Origin of the sequence: Xenorhabdus stockiae (assembly GCF_002632825.1) — a bacterium.
Lineage (GTDB): Bacteria > Pseudomonadota > Gammaproteobacteria > Enterobacterales > Enterobacteriaceae > Xenorhabdus > Xenorhabdus stockiae.
Map to the genome: position 1 here is coordinate 3055 of NZ_NJAJ01000015.1, position 19019 is coordinate 22073.

The following is a 19019-nucleotide window of genomic DNA, read 5'->3' on the forward strand; positions in this document are numbered from 1 at the left end:
GTCCCACCTGACCCCATGCCGAACTCAGCAGTGAAACGCCGTAGCGCCGATGGTAGTGTGGGGTCTCCCCATGTGAGAGTAGGGAACTGCCAGACATCACTTTGACAGAGAAGCCATCCTTCACCGGATGGCTTTTTTGCATTTTAAACCTGAAGAAATTAATGTGTTTTTCCTTGTTCAATTCCAATTCCTGTCTGTGAACGCAAGAATTGCCTGCGAAACATTTCGCGTTCCTGCTGGCCTTGTTCTGATGTATCAGTGATAGAAAAGAACCACGCACCAGCAAATGCCACAATCATGGAAAATAAAGCTGGATATTCGTAGGGATAAATGGGTTTTTCATGTCCAAGAATACTAACCCAGATTGTTGGGCCTAGGATCATGAGCACAACAGCTATTATTAATCCCAACCACCCGCCTATGAGTGCACCTCGTGTTGTCAGTTTGTTCCAGTACATTGACAGCAAAATAATCGGGAAATTACAGCTTGCTGCAATAGAGAAAGCCAGACCGACCATAAAGGCAATATTTTGTTTTTCGAATAAAATACCTAACCCAATAGCGATAATCCCCAGAAAAACAACCGTAATTTTCGAAATTCTTAATTCATCCCGTTCATTAGCCTGACCTTGTTTAATCACATTTGCATAGAGGTCATGAGAAACTGCTGAGGCACCTGCAAGTGTTAATCCCGCAACTACAGCTAAAATGGTGGCAAAGGCGACAGCAGAGATGAACCCGAGGAAGAAATCACCACCCACGGCAGTCGCAAGGTGAACAGCAGCCATATTAGTTCCACCGAGCAATGCGCCAGTACCATCTTTAAATGCAGCATTAGGGCTGACTAACAGTATTGCGCCAAACCCGATAATAAATGTCAGAATATAGAAATAGCCGATAAATCCGGTGGCATAGAAAACACTTTTACGTGCTTCTTTGGCATCATTAACGGTGAAGAATCGCATAATGATATGTGGTAAACCTGCGGTACCAAACATTAACGCTAATCCTAAAGAAAGCGCAGATATTGGATCAGAAACTAATCCCCCGGGACTCATAATTTTTTGGCCATTTGAGTGAACGGCAATAGCTTCTTTAAACAGAGTATTGAAATTGAAATTTACGGCTTTCATGACCATCAACGCCATAAATGTGGCACCGGCCAATAACAGGATTGCTTTAATAATCTGCACCCATGTTGTTGCCAGCATTCCGCCAAACAGCACATACAGAACCATCAAAATACCAACTAAAACCACAGCGATGTAATAATTCAGCCCAAATAACAACTCGATGAGTTTTCCTGCTCCAACCATCTGTGCAATCAGGTATAAAGCAACAACAACCAGTGAGCCTACTGCTGATAATGTACGGATTGGGCGCTGTTTTAGTCGGTAAGAAGCAACATCAGCGAATGTGTAGCGGCCCAGATTTCTTAATCGTTCTGCGATTAGGAACAAAATAATCGGCCAGCCGACAAGAAAACCAATGGAATAAATAAGGCCATCATAACCGGAGGTATAAACCAGCGCTGAAATCCCCAAAAATGATGCTGCAGACATATAATCGCCAGCAATCGCCATACCGTTTTGGAAGCCAGTGATCCGCCCGCCTGCGGTATAGTAATCAGAACGTGAAATTGTCCGTTTTGATGCCCAATAAGTGATGTAGAGTGTGAACCCGACAAATAACAGGAACATGATGATTGCCTGAATATTTAAAGGTTGTTTTTCTACATTACCTGAAATGGCATCTGCTTGAGTGAGGATGGGGTAGAGGGAAGAAAATAACGCGATTGTTGATAGGACAAGTTTTCTCATTTTCTCACCTCATTGAGAATAGCTGAGGTTAAACGATCAAATTCACCGTTCGCTCTGATTACGTAAATCCCCGTTAATATAAAAGAAATAAAAATAATACCGACACCCACAGGAATACCACGAGTCATGCTGGAGCCCTCATAAAGAGGAGTGCCAAGCCATCCAGGAGCAAAAGCGATGAGGAAAATAAAACCAACATAAAGTATTAACATAATGGCAGATAACAACCAGGCAAAACGCCCACGCTTTTCAATTAACTCTTTAAAGTGAGGGTTGTTTTCGATTTCTTGATAAATATCGGTACTCATCAGGCTATCTCCTTTTAGGTATTAAAGGACGAACCTTAAACAACTTTGAGGGTTGCCAGATACGGACAGCAACATTCGAGAGAATGCATGACTATCTGTCACGTCCCTGAACAGTTCTGTATTTTTTGATTATGCTTACCAAGCCGCCTTGCGGCGGCGTGCATATGAACTATATGTGCCTTATGGCATATACATTAAGGCATCATTATGGATTGCTTTTCTTCCAATAATTTTTCCACAACGCCGGGATCAGCCAAAGTGGAAGTATCACCTAAGTTGCCAGTATCACCGGAAGCAATTTTGCGTAAAATACGCCGCATAATTTTTCCTGAACGTGTTTTTGGCAGAGAATCAGTCCAGTGCAGGATGTCCGGAGTCGCAATTGGGCCGATTTCTTTGCGAACCCAGCTTCTGACTTCTGCATACAAATCAGGAGAAGGTTCTTCACCATGAATTAATGTGACATAAGCATAAATTGCCTGCCCTTTAATACGGTGTGGTATCCCGACAACAGCCGCTTCCGCAATTTTGGGATGAGCAACCAACGCAGATTCAATTTCTGCAGTTCCCAATCGGTGGCCTGAAATATTCAGCACATCATCAACACGACCAGTAATCCAGTAATAACCATCTTCATCTCGTCTGGCACCATCGCCACTGAAATAAACGCCTTTGAAGGTAGAAAAATAGGTTTGCTCAAAACGGTCATGATCACCAAACAATGTACGAGCTTGCCCCGGCCATGAATCGGTAATGACAAGATTACCTTCACTCTCGCCGCTTAAGGTTTCTCCGGTATTATCGACTATTGCCGGGCTTACGCCGAAGAATGGCAGTGTGGCTGATCCAGCTTTGAGATCGGTTGCTCCGGGCAACGGTGTGATCATGAATCCACCTGTTTCTGTTTGCCACCATGTATCGACGATAGGGCATTTACTGTTGCCTATTTTCTTGTAGTACCATTCCCAGGCTTCTGGGTTGATGGGTTCCCCCACTGAACCCATGATGCGTAATGATGTGCGTTTGGTGCCTTCAATAGCTTTATCCCCTTCTGCCATTAACGCTCGAATGGCGGTTGGTGCGGTATAGAGGATATTGACCTGATGTTTATCTACAACCTGACAGAGACGATTCACATCGGGATAGTTTGGTACTCCTTCAAACATTAAGGTTGTTGCACCACAGGAGAGCGGACCATAAAGCAAGTAACTATGGCCGGTTACCCAGCCTACATCAGCTGTGCACCAGTAAACTTCGCCGGGACGGTAATCAAACGTATATTTGAATGTCAAAGATGCATAGACCAGATAACCACCAGAGGTATGTAGAACACCTTTAGGCTTACCTGTTGAACCGGATGTATAAAGAATAAACAACGGATCTTCGGCATTCATCTCTTCAGCAGGGCAATCTGAACTAACCTCTTTGGTTAATTCATGCCACCAGAGATCGCGCCCGGTATGCCAGTTTGTTGCATTATCAGTACGTTTGAAGACGACAACATTAGTCACATTTGTCACAGCCGGATTGCTTAGTGCTTCATCGACATTTTTTTTCAGCGGAACAACTCGGCCAGCTCGTAAACCTTCATTGGCTGTGATGATTAACTTCGCATTTGAATCGATAATTCGACCGGAAATTGCATCAGGAGAAAAGCCGCCGAAAATTACGGAGTGAATCGCGCCAACCCGGGCACAAGCCAGCATGGCGACAGCGGCTTCTGGCACCATTGGCATATAAATAGCGATAACATCGCCTTTTTTGACTCCGAGTTTTTTCAAGACATTGGCGAACTGGCAGACATCGTGGTATAGCTCCTGATATGTAACATGTCTGGATTCAGCCGGATTGTCTCCTTCCCAGATAATGGCAGTCTGATGGCCTCGCTCCTGTAAATGGCGGTCAAGGCAGTTAGCACTTAGGTTAAGTGTGCCATCTTCAAACCAGCGGATACTGATATGCCCGGGGTCGAAAGAGGTATTTTTCACTTTTGTATAAGGTTTTATCCAATCGACAATTTTACCTTTTTCTCCCCAGAACCCCTCAGGATCCTGTAGTGAGCGTTGGTATTCTTGCAGATATTGTTGTTTGTTTATCAGGGCTGTTTCTGCGATGTCAGCAGGAATAGGGTGCTTAATTATTTGAGTCATATTTTTATCTCCTTGCAATTGTTAATACTATGTCAAAACAAGGTTAACTAAAGTGTAAGAAGAATTTTTGTTTCTTTTTTGCGCGGAAGATCACGCAATAGAGATAATGAATGTTATGAAGGGAACATTTAATGCGGTGTATTTATATAAAATATACCGTTATTCATAATCTCATTTTTGGAAAAATTAACTAACTGTTGGATTCTATTTGGTTATTTATTCTTATTTATAGATTAAATACAAAAGGAAAGGAAACCACAGTGACAATATGGAATTGATAATCATTTTCATTACCGTTTGATTCACTATAATAATCCTGTTGCTTACAAGGTGTGATCTTCATCCCCCAATAAATAAAGGGTGTATGTATTTTAAACAACTGGAGATTTAATATGAGTCATTCATTACCTTCCTTGCCTTATTCTTATGATGCACTGGAACCTCATTTTGATGAACAAACGATGCTTATTCATCATACTAAACACCATCAAACCTACGTTGCAAATACCAATACCGCACTGGAAAATTTCCCTGAACTCGCTGGTCTGGACATTGATGATCTGGTTCAGCAGCTTGACAGAATCCCGGCTGATAAACGTACTTTTATGCGTAATAACGCAGGAGGTCATTCAAATCACAGCATGTTCTGGAAAGGGCTAAAATTAGATACGACGTTATCCGGTGCTTTAAAAGCAGCGATAGAACGAGATTTTGGCAGCATTGATGTTTTCAAAACAAAATTCGAACAGGCAGCAGCAACCCGTTTTGGTTCTGGCTGGGCTTGGCTGGTACTGAAAGAAGATGGAAAACTTGATGTTGTTTCTACTGCAAATCAGGATAGCCCGTTGATGGGAGAAGAAATTTCCGGTACTTCCGGTTATCCCATTTTAGGGTTAGATGTATGGGAACATGCTTACTACCTTAAATATCAAAATCGCCGCCCTGATTATATTAAGGCATTCTGGCATGTCGTAAATTGGGATGAAGCAGCAAGGCGTTACGAAGAAAAAATTAAATAACAGCTATTATCTTCATCTTTCAAAAAGTGCTGATCATAACCGTGGTCAGCATTTTTATTGGTCATAATTTTCGCTATCATTCGATTTTTTCTTGTTTCGCGATTAAAGGCACATAATGAAAAAGAACGCTGTCATAACGATTACAACCCTTATAGTATCCTCCCTACTAATGTCTGGCTGTGCGCAGCCCAAAACAAGTGCCGAACGTAATGCCAAGCATTTTGTTTATGCTTCTAATGATGATTTTGACCCCAATTTCAGAACTAAAATCTACGATAGTATCGAGCTTTCAGTACCATTTTTTGAACAATTCTGGCAGTTGGGTAAAAAAGACAGAGAAGCAGGTGTATCCCCCGAAGAGGCGCAGCAACGAGTAATTTATTTAAAAGGTGATGAATTCATGAATTCAATTCGGAGAACATCGCATTTTGAGGGTAGAGTTTATGAGAGCAGCGAAGGCCCTTCAATAAAATGGCGTAAGGCAATGTCCGAAGCTATATCTGCTACTTATATGGATGGTTATGAAGGTCGGAACTAACCGATTGTTTTACTGACTGTCTGTTCATTATGTGTTTATTGAGGAGAAATGGAAATGTATTACCCACAGATATATAGAGGAAAAATAATCTCCTCCGAGAAATTGGGTTCCTCTGCAATCAATAAACTGCTGGTAAATGGCAGTTTACAGCTTACTTCTCTGGGACTGGAAGGTGATGAACAGGCAGAAGCCCGCTTTCATGGCGGGCCAGATCGTGCACTTTGCCATTATCCGATGGAACATTATCTATTTTGGAAAAGGCAATTCCCTGAATTAATGGAGTTATTTGTACCCCCGCTCTTTGGTGAAAATATATCAACGGAAGGGATGACAGAAGAGAGCGTTTATATCGGAGACATTTTCCAGTGGGGAGAGACAATTATTCAGGTAACTCAGCCTCGTTCGCCTTGTTATAAACTTAATATCATTACCGGTATTGAGAATTTTGCTGCCATCATGCAAGACAGAGGCTATTGCGGCTGGTTATACCGTGTGATCTCTTCAGGTGTAACCTGTGCGGGTGAACCAATAAAGCTTCTCAGTCGGAATAGTGATGTTTCTGTGAAAGAAGCTATTTCCATTGCTTTTCATAGCCCATTTGATGAAGAACAATATCGTCGTTTAATGGGAGCTGCCGGGCTATCTGCCAGCTGGAATCTCACGATGCAGAAGCGGATATTACTTGGAAAAATAGAGAGTTTTAGTCACCGCTTATTTGGAAAATAAGTAAATTTTCTATTTTTAAACAGGTATTCAATCGCTTGTTACTTAAGCCATGTATATATGCCAAAGGGTCAGCGTTAATAACCCTTTGGCATGTAACTGCTATTACGGATGGGTAATAAACCCAATTGCTTCATAAACCTTATTCAGGGTTTCCTGAGCACGAGCCTGTGCTTTTGCTGCACCTTCTGCCATGACTTGGTTAAGCAGAGCTTCATCATTACGGAAATGGTGATAACGTTCCTGCAAGTCAGCCAGCATTTCACACACTGCGTCTGCAACCGCACCTTTCAGGTGGCCGTACATTTTTCCTTCGAACTCTGCTTCCAATTCAGGGATGGTTTTGCCTGTTACACCTGACAGAATGTCCAGTAAGTTGGAAACACCCGGTTTGTTTTCCAAATCATAGCGGACACGAGGTGGCTCTTCAGAATCGGTGACTGCACGTTTGATTTTCTTGGCAACAGATTTCGGGTCTTCCAATAGAGCAATGACATTATTGCGGTTATCATCAGACTTAGACATTTTTTTGCTCGGCTCTTGTAATGACATGACACGAGCGCCTTCTTTCGGAATGAAAGGTTCCGGGATCGTGAAAATCTCACCGTAAAGAGCATTAAAACGTTGTGCCAAATCACGAGTCAATTCAAGGTGCTGTTTCTGATCAATACCTACAGGGATCTGATTAGCCTGATAAAGCAAAATGTCAGCAGCCATCAGGACAGGATAGTTAAACAGACCCGCGTTAATATTTTCCGGGAAACGGGCGGACTTATCCTTAAACTGTGTCATGCGGCTGAGTTCGCCGAAATAGGTATAACAATTCAGTGCCCAGGCTAGCTGGTTATGCTGAGGTACGTGTGATTGTACGAAAATAGTGCTTTTCTTTGGATCGATACCACAGGCAAGGTAAAGTGCCAGCGTATCCAGCGTACGTTTTTTCAGTTCTTCAGGATCCTGACGTACGGTAATGGTGTGCTGGTTAACAATACAATAGATGCAATCATATTCATCCTGCATCTGAACCCACTGACGTAACGCTCCCATGTAGTTACCGATGGTCAATTCACCGGAGGGTTGTGCGCCGCTGAATACAATAGGTTTCTGTTTCGTTGCTGTGGGTTCGTTCATTTTATTACGCTTCCTGTAAGTTCAAAGTTGGTAATCCAATTGTTGGTAGTAAATCCGGAAAATTGTCTAGTACATAATCCGGGTGGTTTAATGCTATTGATTCCCCATAGTTATATCCATAGGTTAAGCCAACGCAAGGGCAGCCTGCCGCCTGTGCAGCCAAAATATCATTACGGGAATCACCAACAAAAAGCAATTCATCTTTATTTAAACCAAACATGCCCATTGTCAGAAACAGTGGTGCAGGGTGCGGTTTTTTCTGTTTAACATCGTCTCCTCCCAGTACCAGTGAAAAGTATTGACTGATACCAAGAGATTCCAGCAATGGTGCAATAAAAGGTGTCGGCTTATTAGTAATAATCGCCATCGGCAGGTTATGTTTTGCCAGCTCAGCCAGTGTTTCTTTGACATGAGGAAACAGTTTGCTACCCGTCGTGACGGTAGTTTCATAGAATTTATCGAACAGACTGCGGACTTCACTGAACAGTTCAGGGGAAAACTCTCCGACAGCCCATTTCAGGGCACGTTCAACCATGATGTCCGCGCCATTACCCACCCACACAGCAACGCGTTCTTTGCCTGCTGCGGGCAGAGCTTTGGTGAGTAAGGCCTGATCCAGAGCATCTGCCAGCCCACTGGCGCTGTCTACCAGCGTTCCATCCAGATCGAATGCAATGGCCTGAATTGCTTGTGCTACATTTTTTTTCATCATGTTGCCTGTCGTTATGCCACTGTTGATAACTCACTGCGCATTTCATCAATGACTGCTTTATAGTCAGGCTGACTGAAAATAGCAGAGCCTGCAACGAACATATCTGCACCAGCCTGAGCTGCCGCAGCGATGTTGTTGGCTTTGATACCACCATCAATTTCGAGACGGATATCATAGCCGCTTTCATCGATAATTTTACGGACATGACGCAATTTATGTAGGGTTTCCGGAATGAACGACTGGCCGCCGAAACCGGGGTTAACTGACATCAACAAAATAACGTCGAGTTTATCCAGTACATAATCCAGATAGCTGAGAGGTGTTGCCGGATTGAATACCAGACCAGCTTTACAGCCATGATCTTTAATCAGCTGTAGTGTCCGGTGAATATGTTCACTCGCTTCGGGATGGAAAGTGATATAGGTTGCACCGGCCTTAGCAAAATCGGGGATAATGCGATCTACAGGCTTCACCATCAGATGAACATCAATGGGAGCGGTAATACCATAATCGCGCAGTGCCTGGCAGACCATCGGGCCAATTGTCAGGTTTGGTACGTAATGGTTATCCATAACGTCAAAATGCACAACATCAGCACCGGCAGCCAGCACCTTTGCGGTATCTTCACCCAGACGGGCGAAATCTGCAGATAGAATGGATGGGGCAATCAGAAAATCTTTCTTCATTATTCTCTTCTCCAATTCATTGTTTATCCCCGTTATTTCAGGGGCAGGAAACCTCAATCACTTCTGGCAGTATAACGCCAAAAGTTCATCAACTTTACTGCGGGCAAGAATATTTCTACTTATTGTCCGGCGGGCTTTAACAATGTAAAGGGAAGCATGATGATACCATTCACGTGTCATCGGCGTGTCATGGTTGGATATGAGCACCGGAATACCGTGTTGAGACGAAAGATTATAGGCAAGCCGCGCCAGATTTTCTTGGTCTGTCAGGTTAAAACTATTTGTATGGTAGGCTGTAAAATTTGCGGTTGCTGAAAGAGGAGCATAGGGCGGGTCGCAGTAAACCACTGAGCCTTTTGGGACATTAGTTAATGCGACTTCATAATGCTGACAGATAAAAGTAGCCTTCTTAGATTTTTCAGCGAACCAATACAGCTCATCTTCCGGAAAATAAGGTTTTTTATAGCGTCCGAAAGGAACATTAAACTCGCCGCGTAAATTATAGCGACACAGACCGTTATAGCAGTGACGGTTAAGATACAGAAACAACACGCTGCGATGGAATGGATCTTTGCTTTTGTTGAACTCTTCTCTCAGGCGATAGAAGGTTTCAGACGTATTGTATGCTGGTGAAAATAAGGGACGGACATGATCAATAAACTCATCCGCACGAAATTTTACCGTATCGTACAGATTAATCAGATCACTATTGATATCTGATAAGAGATAAGAATCATAATCGGTATTCAGGAATACCGAGCCTGCGCCAACAAATGGCTCAACTAAGCGATCGCCCTCTGGCAGATGACGTTTAATATCATCCACCAAGGGGTATTTTCCACCGGCCCATTTTAAGAAAGCGCGTTTTTTTTTCATGCCGTCAATAAAGTATTCAATAATTTCAGAGTCGCAGATTGTACTCTGTTTAGGACAGCATATCAGCGCCTAATCAAAATAGTTTTATTTTTTCAGATCTTGATGAACCTGTTGTAGTTTTCTTACCCAGGGTTTTTGTGTCCGAACGTCTACAGGGAGTGAGGCAATCGCTTTTTTGGCGTCTGAAGCGGAATTGTAGCTACCGTAGATCAAAATAAACCATGCCTTATCATTACGTTTAGTTTCATAAACTTTGTAATGGGAAAGGTTATTCTTTTTCGCAAAAGCAATCAAGGTATCCGGGCGACTGGCGCTACTTAACTGGAGTGTAAACCGATTTGCCGGTACTTTCAGTAGGTCTTCACCGATACTTGCAGTACTTTGCTTATTTGTCTGATGGTCAGTAGTTGCGGGTTTCGTGGCTACCTTATGTTGTTTTTCGGTTTTTTGCTGTTCAACCGGCGTTACTGTCGTCTGCTTTACACGGCTCTGTTGTGGTGTCGGTTGTGAGGATGGTTGGTTTTCCTGTTCCGTATTTTTTTGTACCGCATTGTTGATATTGCTCTGTTGCTGATTTAAAGCATCAGAAATATCACCGGGTAATTCGATACGTTGGTTGTAGCCACCCGTTCCGCTGGTCGGGGAAAGGTTCTGACTAGGGGTACTGCTGATTGGCGGCATGCCGATTTCATGCGGATGGTCAGTGGCAGATGTGGATGGTGCTTCCTGTGCGCTATTTTGCTCATTGTCGGAAGATGATGAAGTGCCGGATAGGTTAATACTTTTCTCGACTGAATTTGATGACTGCTGCTTTTCATGTTCTGTTGGTGATTTCAGGGCAGAACTGATAGCGATAATGAGCAGTAGAAGCACAAGGATACCGGCCCCAATCATCATTTGTTGACGGGATATTGCCAGTTTTGGATTCTGCTTCTGGGGGCGTGATCGCTGAGTGGGACGATCAGATGTATCGGGTTTAAACTCGTTTTCTGTTTTTTGTTTATTTTCTGATTTTAATTCGTCCATATGCCCTCCCAGCTGAGATAATACTGCCAATTGCTATGTGACTGATAACGGAGTGATAGGTTTGGCGGCCATACCTAACTGAAGCTGTTCACATTATACCCATTATTTGAAAAATCTATCGGATATATCTATCAATGTAGCTATTTTATAGCAAACAGCCAGAAAATTAGGGGTCATTCACTACAACGTCGGATGGCTTCTAATATGACATCGGTGCTGATATCAGAACGAAGTTCTGCTTTCCCGATAGCTGTGGGTAATACCAGCCGAAGTTTGCCCGCAGTGACTTTTTTATCGCGCATCATATGAGGTAAATAATTTTCAGGAGGCATTTCTGACGGGCCATGTACAGGCAGTTTTGCTCTTTCCAGCAGACTGATGATGCGCTGTGTATCCTTACCGGAGAATGAGCCAACAAGCTCAGAAGCCCGTGCAGCCATAACCATCCCTGCTGCGACTGCTTGCCCGTGCAGCCAGACTCCGTATCCCATTTCAGCTTCAATCGCATGCCCGAAAGTATGGCCGAGATTTAATAAAGCCCGCATACCTGAGCGTTCATGCTCATCCGCTGCAACAACAAGGGCTTTCAGCTCACAGCAACGACGAATGCAGTAAGCCATAGCCTGATGGTCGAGATCCAATAATTTTTCGATATTGTTTTCAAGCCAGTTGAAAAATTCACCGTCCAGGATCACGCCATATTTGATCACTTCAGCCAGCCCTGCATACAGCTCTTGGGCTGGCAGGGTATTTAAGCAGTTGAGATCAATGACCACAGAGGCGGGCTGGTAAAACGCCCCAATCATGTTTTTACCGAGGGGGTGGTTGACTCCGGTTTTTCCACCAACAGAAGAGTCAACCTGAGAAAGTAGAGTGGTGGGCACCTGAATGAAACGGGTGCCGCGCTGATAGCTGGCAGCAGCAAAACCCGTCATATCACCGATGACACCACCACCGAGAGCGATAAGCGTTGTGTCCCGAGCATGATTATTTTCCAGTAAGGCCGAAAATATATCATTGAGCACAAAAAGTGATTTGTATTGTTCACCGTCAGGCAAGATAACTTCATTCACCCGAAGGCCCATATTCAGCAATGTGGATTTCACCTGTTCAAGATACAGGGGAGCCAGTGTTTCATTGGTCACTATCATGACCTGCTGACCAGATTGCAGGGGCCTGAATGCTTCACTGCTCGAAAACAGCCCTTGGGCGATGGTAATTGGATAGCTTCTTTCACCTAACGTAACAATCACTTGTTCCATATCAGCTTTCGCCTTATTTTTTGCAACGGATTGAATCCGCGGAAATTAATTTTTTTCCAATAATTCAATAATTTGATTAGCTACAACTTTGGCGCTTTGCTCATCTGTACGTATAGTCAGGTCAGCAATCTCCTCATACAGAGGATTGCGCTCATCAGCCAGATTTTCTAAAACTTCACGTGCTGGTGCATCAACTTGAAGTAAAGGGCGTTTTTTGTCGCGCTGGGTACGAGCTAACTGTTTTTCGATAGTTGTTTCTAAATAGACGACAACACCACGGGCAGACAGACGATTGCGGGTTTCTTTTGACTTAACAGAACCCCCCCCAGTTGCCAATACAATGCCTTGTTTCTCAGTCAGTTCGTTAATTATTTTTTCTTCGCGTTCACGGAAGCCTTCTTCGCCTTCCACATCGAATACCCAGCCCACGTCAGCTCCGGTACGTCGCTCAATTTCTTGATCGGAGTCGTAAAACTCCATATTGAGTTGCTGAGCTAACTGACGACCAATAGTGCTTTTGCCGGCACCCATAGGCCCAACCAGAAAGATATTGCGTTTCTCTGCCATGTTTTTGGTATTACTAAGACTATTTGTTAATGATAACCCGCCCCGCCAATCAGATTAGCCGCGGGACCTAAACTGAAACCTCATGAGTGAAATGTGAGATCAGATGGAAAAATTATCTCAGCACATCAGCCTATATTGCAACTATATAAATCAGCACGAACCGATTGAATCAGGTTCATGCTTTTTTTCTGGCTGACTGTAACCCTACCCATGGATATTTTGGTAGGCTTTTGCTGGTAATGAGAGACCTGCTCACTCAATTAGATAATCCTTGTATGCTAAATTGCCCTCAGCGTCAAATCCATAAACAGGTCAGACCAAGGAAAATGGCTGATAATCGGGCGATTAAATCACATATGTTGCATTTAACTAACTGATAAATATGTTTATATTTCATGGTGGTTAAATATCAGTCAATTGAGGTGTAATAAAAATTACGAGCTCCCTTCGGCTATGTCGTTCTCCCTGTTGGTTAAATAATGCACCCAATATAGGAATTTCTGACAAGTAGGGCACTTTTTGCAGACTGGCGCCTTTTTTCTGTTGAAAAATACCGCCCAAAATAAGTGTTTCACCGTTTCTAACGGTAACTTGTGTCATTATTTCTTGTTTATCAATCGCCAGATTTTCATTTCCTCCCTGATTAATGGGAAGGCCGGGTGCATTCTGGCTGATCTTGAGTATTAACCGGATTTTTCCGTTCTTTAAAATGTGTGGAGTGACTTCCATCCCCAATACGGCCTCTTTAAACTGAATCGTTGTTTTATCCTTATTCTGTACGATATAAGGAATATCAGAACCCTGTTTGATACTGGCAGGTTGCTGATGTGAGGCTGTCAGTCGTGGACTGGCAATGATATCCAGTTGATTTTCTTGTTCTAATGCACTGAGTTCCATTTCCAGCAGAGTGGCATGGATACGGGCTGCATTCAGCACTAAACGATGGCTTTGGCTACCCGCAGGTTGATGCAGATTCAGGCGGTTAAACCCTAGTGCCCGATTTAGTGGATCGGCGGTAATGCCCCAGTGAATACCTAATTCATGCAGTGCTTCTCTACTGCTGGTGACAATATGCGCTGTAATTTGTACTTGTTGTTGTGGTGTATCCACTTCTTTCAGCCAGTTTTTGATGCGAGTAATAGCATCAAATTTATCTTCTAATATCAGGCTGTTTGTTAAAGCATCATGTTCTACTTTTCCCCATTTTGTCAGCAACGCTGGGGTATTTTTTTGCAATTGTTCTGTTATTTTTCCTGCATCAGCGTATTGCAGGGTAATAACCTGATATTCGATTTCCTGATCATCCTGTTCTGACTGATGGAACTCCGTTGCTTCATCTGCCGTATTTTCATTGATAGGATTGTGTGGCGGCTGGAAAGGATCTCTTACATTTATGGAAAAAGCCGCTTCTTCCGGTTCAGTATCTTCCGCACAACTGAAAAAGGATAAAAACAGGAGTGCCAGTAAGGTGTAAACACAATTCTTCATTGTTGCTTTTCCTCATGATTTATATTTTCCTCATGACTCATATCTGCCAGTACCATGCGGACGGTCAGGCCATTATCGGCGGGGGTGATTGTGAGGTGTTTAATCAGCAATAAGGGCCGTAACTGCTGAATTTCACTCAGAAAGCGGAGTAATTGCTCATAGGTCAGTGACAATATGATATGCCATAAAACCTGATGACCTTCTTTGTGACTTTTCCATTCCATCAGTTGGCTGCCGGAACGGGTTAAAGGCTGGTGGAGCCGTTTAAGTACCGTCGTTTTCGGGGATGATGTTATGTGACTATTTGAGTCGAGATTAGCGGTTATCTGTTGGATCTGCTGGTGAAGTTCGGTTAAATCCGGTAGTTCGGAAAAACGGGTTTGAGATAATGCGATATCATTTTTCTGTCCTGCTATTTTGGAGCGAAAAGAATGAATGGCATCTTTATTGCCCTGCCAGATAAAAAAATAGAATCCCAAAATAAGAGGAACGATCACCAATTGCTGTAATAAAAATAATTGCCATGCAGGGCGAAATAACCACACCAGATAATTATTTTTCATTACTGTTCCCCATTAACCACTCAGCATCAATGGTAAATACTCGGAGGTAGTCTTCAGGTATCGTTGTCATTTTTTTCAATTGGACATTAATAAGTGAAATATTGCCTGTCAGGTTATCCAATAAATCAGAAACATCTTCATAGCTTTGACTATTAGCAGCAAAAACTAATTGGCCGGAATCATCACTGAATGTGGTTAGCCAGCTTTTTTCCGGTAATAAGTGAGGAAGCTGACGAAATAGTTGTAAATATCGCTGATTCTGCTCCATGAATAACTGTTTTTTCCCTAATTGTTGAGACAGTTGTTGTTGCTGTTGAACAGCCTGCTCTGTTTCACTAATAGTTTGTTTTAATTGCGCAAGTTGGTGGCTATTTTCAGTAAATTGGTTTTGATATTGTTCAATTTGTTGTTTTTGCTCTATTGAAATGATTACCAGAGCGGCAACCCACAGGAACAGTTGTAACCCGAGGAATATCCCCCATTTATGACACCGACGTTTAAGCCTTGCCTGTCGCCAGGGTAGAAAATTCACCTGATGCATCATTGGTCATCCGGTCTTAGTGCTAATCCTGCCGCTATCATGAAAGCACCCATGTTTTCCGGTATTGGGGGCTGGTAATGGCAAAATGCTGACAGTAGGTGCCAAACCTGAACGGATTCTGCTGGCGCGGCCTGCTGCGTTATGGGAGTAAGGCTGGTGGATTGTTCATCACTGTAATAAATCGGGTAATTTTCCCTGCCCGGAGTAATGGGGAGCTGGTTAATGACCTGTTTCAGACTGGCATGAGACTGAGTTGATATCAGCCCATAACTGAAAGGCAGGCTCGCCGGGGCCAGCCATAACCAGTCAGTTTTTCGTTGATGAACCAGCCAGCTGTTACCGGGAATTCCGGCAAGTTCGGCTACATAGCGTAATGCGCAGGGGGCAATATCGATGGCATCGGGTGATAAACCGATTTCTGCGAGCAGGCTGAGCCAGAAATTGAGGTCTTTTTGGCGGGTTGCACTTATACAGATTTGTTGCCCATGTACCCGATAATCGAGAGCCAGATCAGTGGTGGGGAATTGCTTTTCGGCGTTAGCACGGACAAACCAACCGAGTTCCGGCTCCTGTAATGAGATGTGCTGAGGCAGAGGAATTTGTTTCTGTAATGTTTGTTGAACAGGTAGTGCCAGCCTTAATTTAACCTTGTTAGGTAATATTTGCCGCCACTGCGTTAAAATTTTGCGTAATTTTTCTGGATACTGTAACCATCCCCCTGAGATAGGGGTGTTTGGTACCTTATTTAATAAGGGAGTTTCACTAAATGACGATGTTTCATTAAATAAAGATGTTTCGTTAAATAAAGAATAGTGCCAGCAGTGCCGGAATTGCCAGCCGTGACGGCGTTTAGTGGCGGCAAGCGCACGAATGTAATGATTATGGATATCCAGGCCGATATACCATGTAGCTGGGTACATATAGTGATTTCCTTATCAGTGATTAGTAATTAATGAAAGGTCATATTCATCGTGTTGTATAGCCTTTATACTACGTACTAATCGTTTATAAACTGCCTCATTAACATGGCGTGAGAAATTTCAGGTGAAGTTCATAAAGTATTTTTTGATCCTTGTCGTTTTTTGCATTTTCTTGGGAACAGCCTCGATTTTTGGTTTGTACAAATATATCGAGCCACAGTTACCGGATGTCGCGACGTTAAAGGATGTCCGATTACAGACACCAATGCAGGTGTTCAGTGCTGATGGCGAACTCATCGCTCAATATGGCGAAAAACGCCGCATACCGCTTACCCTATCCGAAATGCCTCCGTTGTTGGTAAAAGCCTTTATTGCCACAGAGGATAGCCGTTTTTATGAACACCACGGTGTTGATCCGATAGGTATTATTCGTGCTGCCTCCATTATGATGACTTCGGGGCACGCGTCTCAGGGAGCGAGTACCATCACGCAGCAGCTTGCGAGAAACTTTTTTCTTACTCCGGAAAGGACTTTGATTCGTAAGGCGAAAGAAGTATTTCTGGCGATTAGAATTGAGCAGATGTTAACCAAGGATGAAATTCTTGAGCTGTATCTCAACAAGATCCATCTTGGTTATCGTGCGTATGGTGTCGGCGCTGCAGCGCACGTTTATTTCGGCAAAAACGTGAATGAATTGACACTAAGTGAAATGGCGATGATTGCCGGATTGCCGAAAGCACCTTCAACCTTAAACCCGCTGTATTCTTATGAGCGTGCGACCAACCGCCGTAATGTGGTGCTGGGGCGCATGCTGGAAGAGGGCTACATTACTCAGCAGCAGTATTATCAGGCTAGAAGTGAGAAATTAGTTGCCAGTTACCACACTCCGCAGATTGCGTTTTCTGCACCTTATCTGACTGAAATGGTCAGACAGGATCTGATTAACCGTTATGGCGAAAATGCGTATACGGATGGTTATAAGGTCTATACCACGGTGACGCGCAAAATCCAGTTGGCTGCTGTCGATGCCGTTCGTACTAATGTGATTGACTATGATATGCGTCATGGTTATCGCGGTGCTCAGGAAGTGTTATGGAAGGGAGGCCAGCTTGCATGGAGTCAGTCTAAGATTACCGATAAGCTGAAAACCTTACCAAAATATGGCCCCTTGTTGCCTGCGGTTGTCATGAAATCTAATGCTACTCAGGCTGAAGTGATGCTGACAGATGGCAGCAAAGTTGAACTGACGATGGCAGGAGTCCGCTGGGCACGTCAGTTCAAAACTGACAGCCTGCAAGGGCCGGCACCACAGAGTGTGGATAGCGTCATTCGGGCTGGTGAGCAGATTTGGGTCAGAAAGGTCAATAACGTCTGGTGGCTGGCTCAATTACCGGAAGTGAATGCAGCGTTGATCTCCATTAACCCAATAAATGGTGCGGTAGAAGCGTTGGTTGGTGGTTTCAATTTTGAATTAAGTCAATTTAACCGCGTGACTCAATCATTGCGTCAGGTTGGCTCCAATATCAAGCCATTCCTGTATACCGCTGCGATGGATAAAGGGCTGACGCTGGCATCATTGCTGAATGATGCACCTATCAGCCGTTGGGATGCCGGTGCAGGTACGGACTGGCGCCCGAAAAACTCGCCTCCGACCTATGATGGCCCAGTTCGTTTGCGTCAGGGACTGGGGCAGTCCAAGAACGTAGTGATGGTGCGAGCTATGCGTGCGATGGGGGTCGATTATGCGGCTGACTATCTGAAACGCTTTGGCTTACCGGGAGAGAATGTTGTCCGCACAGAATCACTGGCGCTGGGCTCACCTTCTTTCACACCAATGCAGTTAGTACGCGGCTATGCAGTGATGGCGAATGGTGGCTATCTGGTTGATCCTTACTTCATTAACAAAATTGAGGATGATGCAGGGAAAATTCTGTATGAAGCGAAACCTAAGGTTGCCTGCCCACAATGTACTGATATTCCGGTGATCTACGGGGATACAACACGCTCTATTGAGCTGTCCGAAGATTCGATTGAGAACGTAGCTCATTCCGATGTTTCCCAAAACCCCGTGTTACTACCACAGCCGGATCTGGAAAGTGTCGCGCCTAATCTGTACGTTGATGATCAGCAATATGCACCGCATGTTATCAGCACACCGCTGGCATTTTTGATCCATGATGCCCTGAAAACCAACATCTTTGGTGAACCGGGCTGGATGGGAACGGGTTGGCGCGCCGCCCGAGATTTAAAGCGTCGTGATATTGGCGGTAAAACCGGGACAACCAATAGTTCGAAAGATGCATGGTTCTCTGGTTACGGGCCGGATATGGTGGCAACAGTCTGGATTGGTTTTGATGAGCACAGCAGAAGTCTGGGACGTACTCCGGTTCTGAAAGGAGAAGGTGGAGCGAAAACGGCTCAGCCAATCTGGGATGACTTCATGAAAATGGCATTAGAAGGAGTGCCTGAAAAACTGATGGAGGCTCCTCAAGGCATTGTGTCTGTCACGATTGATCGGGCTACGGGTAAGCTCTCTAGCGGTGGAAAAAATACCCGTGCAGAATATTTTATTGAGGGCACTCAACCGACAGAATATTCTGTACCAGAGGCGGGTACGACTGTCATTGAGAATGGTGAAAGCCAAGAACTGTTCTGATCAGTTTTAGGTGCCTGCGCAGGTATTAAACTG

General features: G+C 44.0%; 18 protein-coding genes and 1 other annotated feature. Of the genes, 4 read left to right on the forward strand and 14 right to left on the reverse strand.

Features of this window, described 5'->3' with window-relative positions; all coding sequences use genetic code 11:
• Nucleotides 1-84, forward strand: a sequence feature (5S ribosomal RNA rRNA prediction is too short).
• Between the two features lie 74 nt (nucleotides 85-158).
• The 3 genes from actP to acs all read right to left on the reverse strand — a co-directional run bounded on the left by actP (nucleotide 159) and on the right by acs (nucleotide 4278).
• Nucleotides 159-1820, reverse strand: coding sequence for a cation/acetate symporter ActP (actP, locus tag Xsto_RS09210; protein WP_099124870.1), 1662 nt, complete (start codon nucleotides 1818-1820; stop codon nucleotides 159-161).
• Nucleotides 1817-2128 (reverse strand): DUF485 domain-containing protein, encoded by a 312-nt coding sequence (locus tag Xsto_RS09215; RefSeq protein WP_099111057.1) that lies wholly within the window; start codon nucleotides 2126-2128, stop codon nucleotides 1817-1819. Before Xsto_RS09215 ends, actP begins: the two co-directional genes overlap by 4 nt.
• A 194-nt stretch (nucleotides 2129-2322) precedes the next feature.
• Nucleotides 2323-4278 (reverse strand): acetate--CoA ligase, encoded by a 1956-nt coding sequence (gene acs, locus Xsto_RS09220; RefSeq protein WP_099124871.1) that lies wholly within the window; start codon nucleotides 4276-4278, stop codon nucleotides 2323-2325.
• Nucleotides 4279-4670: 392 nt separating this feature from the next.
• Here acs and sodA point away from each other — a divergent pair, with 392 nt between their 5' ends.
• From sodA to yiiM, 3 genes are all read left to right on the forward strand, one after another.
• Nucleotides 4671-5297, forward strand: coding sequence for a superoxide dismutase [Mn] (gene sodA / locus Xsto_RS09225; RefSeq protein WP_099124872.1), 627 nt, complete (start codon nucleotides 4671-4673; stop codon nucleotides 5295-5297).
• Between the two features lie 115 nt (nucleotides 5298-5412).
• The gene (locus tag Xsto_RS09230; RefSeq protein ID WP_099124873.1) at nucleotides 5413-5835 is read left to right on the forward strand and encodes an Exc2 family lipoprotein; all 423 of its coding nucleotides are present in this window, start codon (nucleotides 5413-5415) and stop codon (nucleotides 5833-5835) included.
• A 54-nt stretch (nucleotides 5836-5889) separates the two neighbouring features.
• Nucleotides 5890-6561, forward strand: coding sequence for a 6-hydroxyaminopurine reductase (gene yiiM / locus Xsto_RS09235; protein ID WP_099111053.1), 672 nt, complete (start codon nucleotides 5890-5892; stop codon nucleotides 6559-6561).
• Nucleotides 6562-6663: 102 nt separating this feature from the next.
• Here yiiM and trpS read toward each other — a convergent pair whose 3' ends face one another.
• From trpS to Xsto_RS09290, 11 genes are all read right to left on the reverse strand, one after another.
• Complete coding sequence (gene trpS, locus Xsto_RS09240) at nucleotides 6664-7689, reverse strand: tryptophan--tRNA ligase (RefSeq protein ID WP_099111052.1); 1026 nt, start codon at nucleotides 7687-7689, stop codon at nucleotides 6664-6666.
• A 4-nt stretch (nucleotides 7690-7693) separates the two neighbouring features.
• Nucleotides 7694-8398: a phosphoglycolate phosphatase gene (locus Xsto_RS09245; RefSeq protein ID WP_099111051.1), complete on the reverse strand. Its 705-nt coding sequence runs from the start codon at nucleotides 8396-8398 to the stop codon at nucleotides 7694-7696.
• A 14-nt stretch (nucleotides 8399-8412) separates the two neighbouring features.
• A complete protein-coding gene (rpe, locus tag Xsto_RS09250; RefSeq protein ID WP_099111050.1) occupies nucleotides 8413-9087 on the reverse strand; it encodes a ribulose-phosphate 3-epimerase in 675 nt (224 codons plus the stop codon).
• 57 nt (nucleotides 9088-9144) lie between these two features.
• Nucleotides 9145-9963, reverse strand: coding sequence for an adenine-specific DNA-methyltransferase (gene dam, locus Xsto_RS09255; protein WP_099124874.1), 819 nt, complete (start codon nucleotides 9961-9963; stop codon nucleotides 9145-9147).
• An 84-nt stretch (nucleotides 9964-10047) separates the two neighbouring features.
• Nucleotides 10048-10989, reverse strand: a complete 942-nt coding sequence (locus Xsto_RS09260; RefSeq protein ID WP_099124875.1) for an SPOR domain-containing protein — start codon at nucleotides 10987-10989, stop codon at nucleotides 10048-10050.
• 173 nt (nucleotides 10990-11162) lie between these two features.
• Nucleotides 11163-12251, reverse strand: a complete 1089-nt coding sequence (gene aroB, locus Xsto_RS09265) for a 3-dehydroquinate synthase (protein ID WP_099124876.1) — start codon at nucleotides 12249-12251, stop codon at nucleotides 11163-11165.
• Nucleotides 12252-12296: 45 nt separating this feature from the next.
• A complete protein-coding gene (gene aroK, locus Xsto_RS09270; protein WP_038260059.1) occupies nucleotides 12297-12818 on the reverse strand; it encodes a shikimate kinase AroK in 522 nt (173 codons plus the stop codon).
• Nucleotides 12819-13220: 402 nt separating this feature from the next.
• Nucleotides 13221-14306, reverse strand: coding sequence for a secretin N-terminal domain-containing protein (locus Xsto_RS09275; RefSeq protein ID WP_193756966.1), 1086 nt, complete (start codon nucleotides 14304-14306; stop codon nucleotides 13221-13223).
• The gene (locus tag Xsto_RS09280) at nucleotides 14303-14869 is read right to left on the reverse strand and encodes a hypothetical protein (protein ID WP_099124877.1); all 567 of its coding nucleotides are present in this window, start codon (nucleotides 14867-14869) and stop codon (nucleotides 14303-14305) included. The genes Xsto_RS09275 and Xsto_RS09280 overlap by 4 nt, the downstream gene beginning before the upstream one ends.
• A complete protein-coding gene (locus tag Xsto_RS09285; protein WP_099124878.1) occupies nucleotides 14859-15413 on the reverse strand; it encodes a PilN domain-containing protein in 555 nt (184 codons plus the stop codon). Before Xsto_RS09285 ends, Xsto_RS09280 begins: the two co-directional genes overlap by 11 nt.
• Nucleotides 15410-16330, reverse strand: a complete 921-nt coding sequence (locus Xsto_RS09290; RefSeq protein ID WP_099124879.1) for a type IV pilus biogenesis protein PilM — start codon at nucleotides 16328-16330, stop codon at nucleotides 15410-15412. Before Xsto_RS09290 ends, Xsto_RS09285 begins: the two co-directional genes overlap by 4 nt.
• Nucleotides 16331-16454: 124 nt before the next feature.
• Here Xsto_RS09290 and mrcA point away from each other — a divergent pair, with 124 nt between their 5' ends.
• Nucleotides 16455-18986: a peptidoglycan glycosyltransferase/peptidoglycan DD-transpeptidase MrcA gene (gene mrcA, locus Xsto_RS09295; protein WP_099124880.1), complete on the forward strand. Its 2532-nt coding sequence runs from the start codon at nucleotides 16455-16457 to the stop codon at nucleotides 18984-18986.
• The last annotated feature ends 33 nt before the right edge of the window (nucleotides 18987-19019 follow it).

Coding starts and splice junctions, on each gene's coding strand:
- actP (WP_099124870.1), bottom strand. CDS start 1,820: ATGAGAAAACTTGTCCTATCAACAATCGCGTTATTTTCTTCCCTCTAC.
- Xsto_RS09215 (WP_099111057.1), bottom strand. CDS start 2,128: ATGAGTACCGATATTTATCAAGAAATCGAAAACAACCCTCACTTTAAA.
- acs (WP_099124871.1), bottom strand. CDS start 4,278: ATGACTCAAATAATTAAGCACCCTATTCCTGCTGACATCGCAGAAACA.
- sodA (WP_099124872.1), top strand. CDS start 4,671: ATGAGTCATTCATTACCTTCCTTGCCTTATTCTTATGATGCACTGGAA.
- Xsto_RS09230 (WP_099124873.1), top strand. CDS start 5,413: ATGAAAAAGAACGCTGTCATAACGATTACAACCCTTATAGTATCCTCC.
- yiiM (WP_099111053.1), top strand. CDS start 5,890: ATGTATTACCCACAGATATATAGAGGAAAAATAATCTCCTCCGAGAAA.
- trpS (WP_099111052.1), bottom strand. CDS start 7,689: ATGAACGAACCCACAGCAACGAAACAGAAACCTATTGTATTCAGCGGC.
- Xsto_RS09245 (WP_099111051.1), bottom strand. CDS start 8,398: ATGAAAAAAAATGTAGCACAAGCAATTCAGGCCATTGCATTCGATCTG.
- rpe (WP_099111050.1), bottom strand. CDS start 9,087: ATGAAGAAAGATTTTCTGATTGCCCCATCCATTCTATCTGCAGATTTC.
- dam (WP_099124874.1), bottom strand. CDS start 9,963: ATGAAAAAAAAACGCGCTTTCTTAAAATGGGCCGGTGGAAAATACCCC.
- Xsto_RS09260 (WP_099124875.1), bottom strand. CDS start 10,989: ATGGACGAATTAAAATCAGAAAATAAACAAAAAACAGAAAACGAGTTT.
- aroB (WP_099124876.1), bottom strand. CDS start 12,251: ATGGAACAAGTGATTGTTACGTTAGGTGAAAGAAGCTATCCAATTACC.
- aroK (WP_038260059.1), bottom strand. CDS start 12,818: ATGGCAGAGAAACGCAATATCTTTCTGGTTGGGCCTATGGGTGCCGGC.
- Xsto_RS09275 (WP_193756966.1), bottom strand. CDS start 14,306: ATGAAGAATTGTGTTTACACCTTACTGGCACTCCTGTTTTTATCCTTT.
- Xsto_RS09280 (WP_099124877.1), bottom strand. CDS start 14,869: ATGAAAAATAATTATCTGGTGTGGTTATTTCGCCCTGCATGGCAATTA.
- Xsto_RS09285 (WP_099124878.1), bottom strand. CDS start 15,413: ATGATGCATCAGGTGAATTTTCTACCCTGGCGACAGGCAAGGCTTAAA.
- Xsto_RS09290 (WP_099124879.1), bottom strand. CDS start 16,330: ATGTACCCAGCTACATGGTATATCGGCCTGGATATCCATAATCATTAC.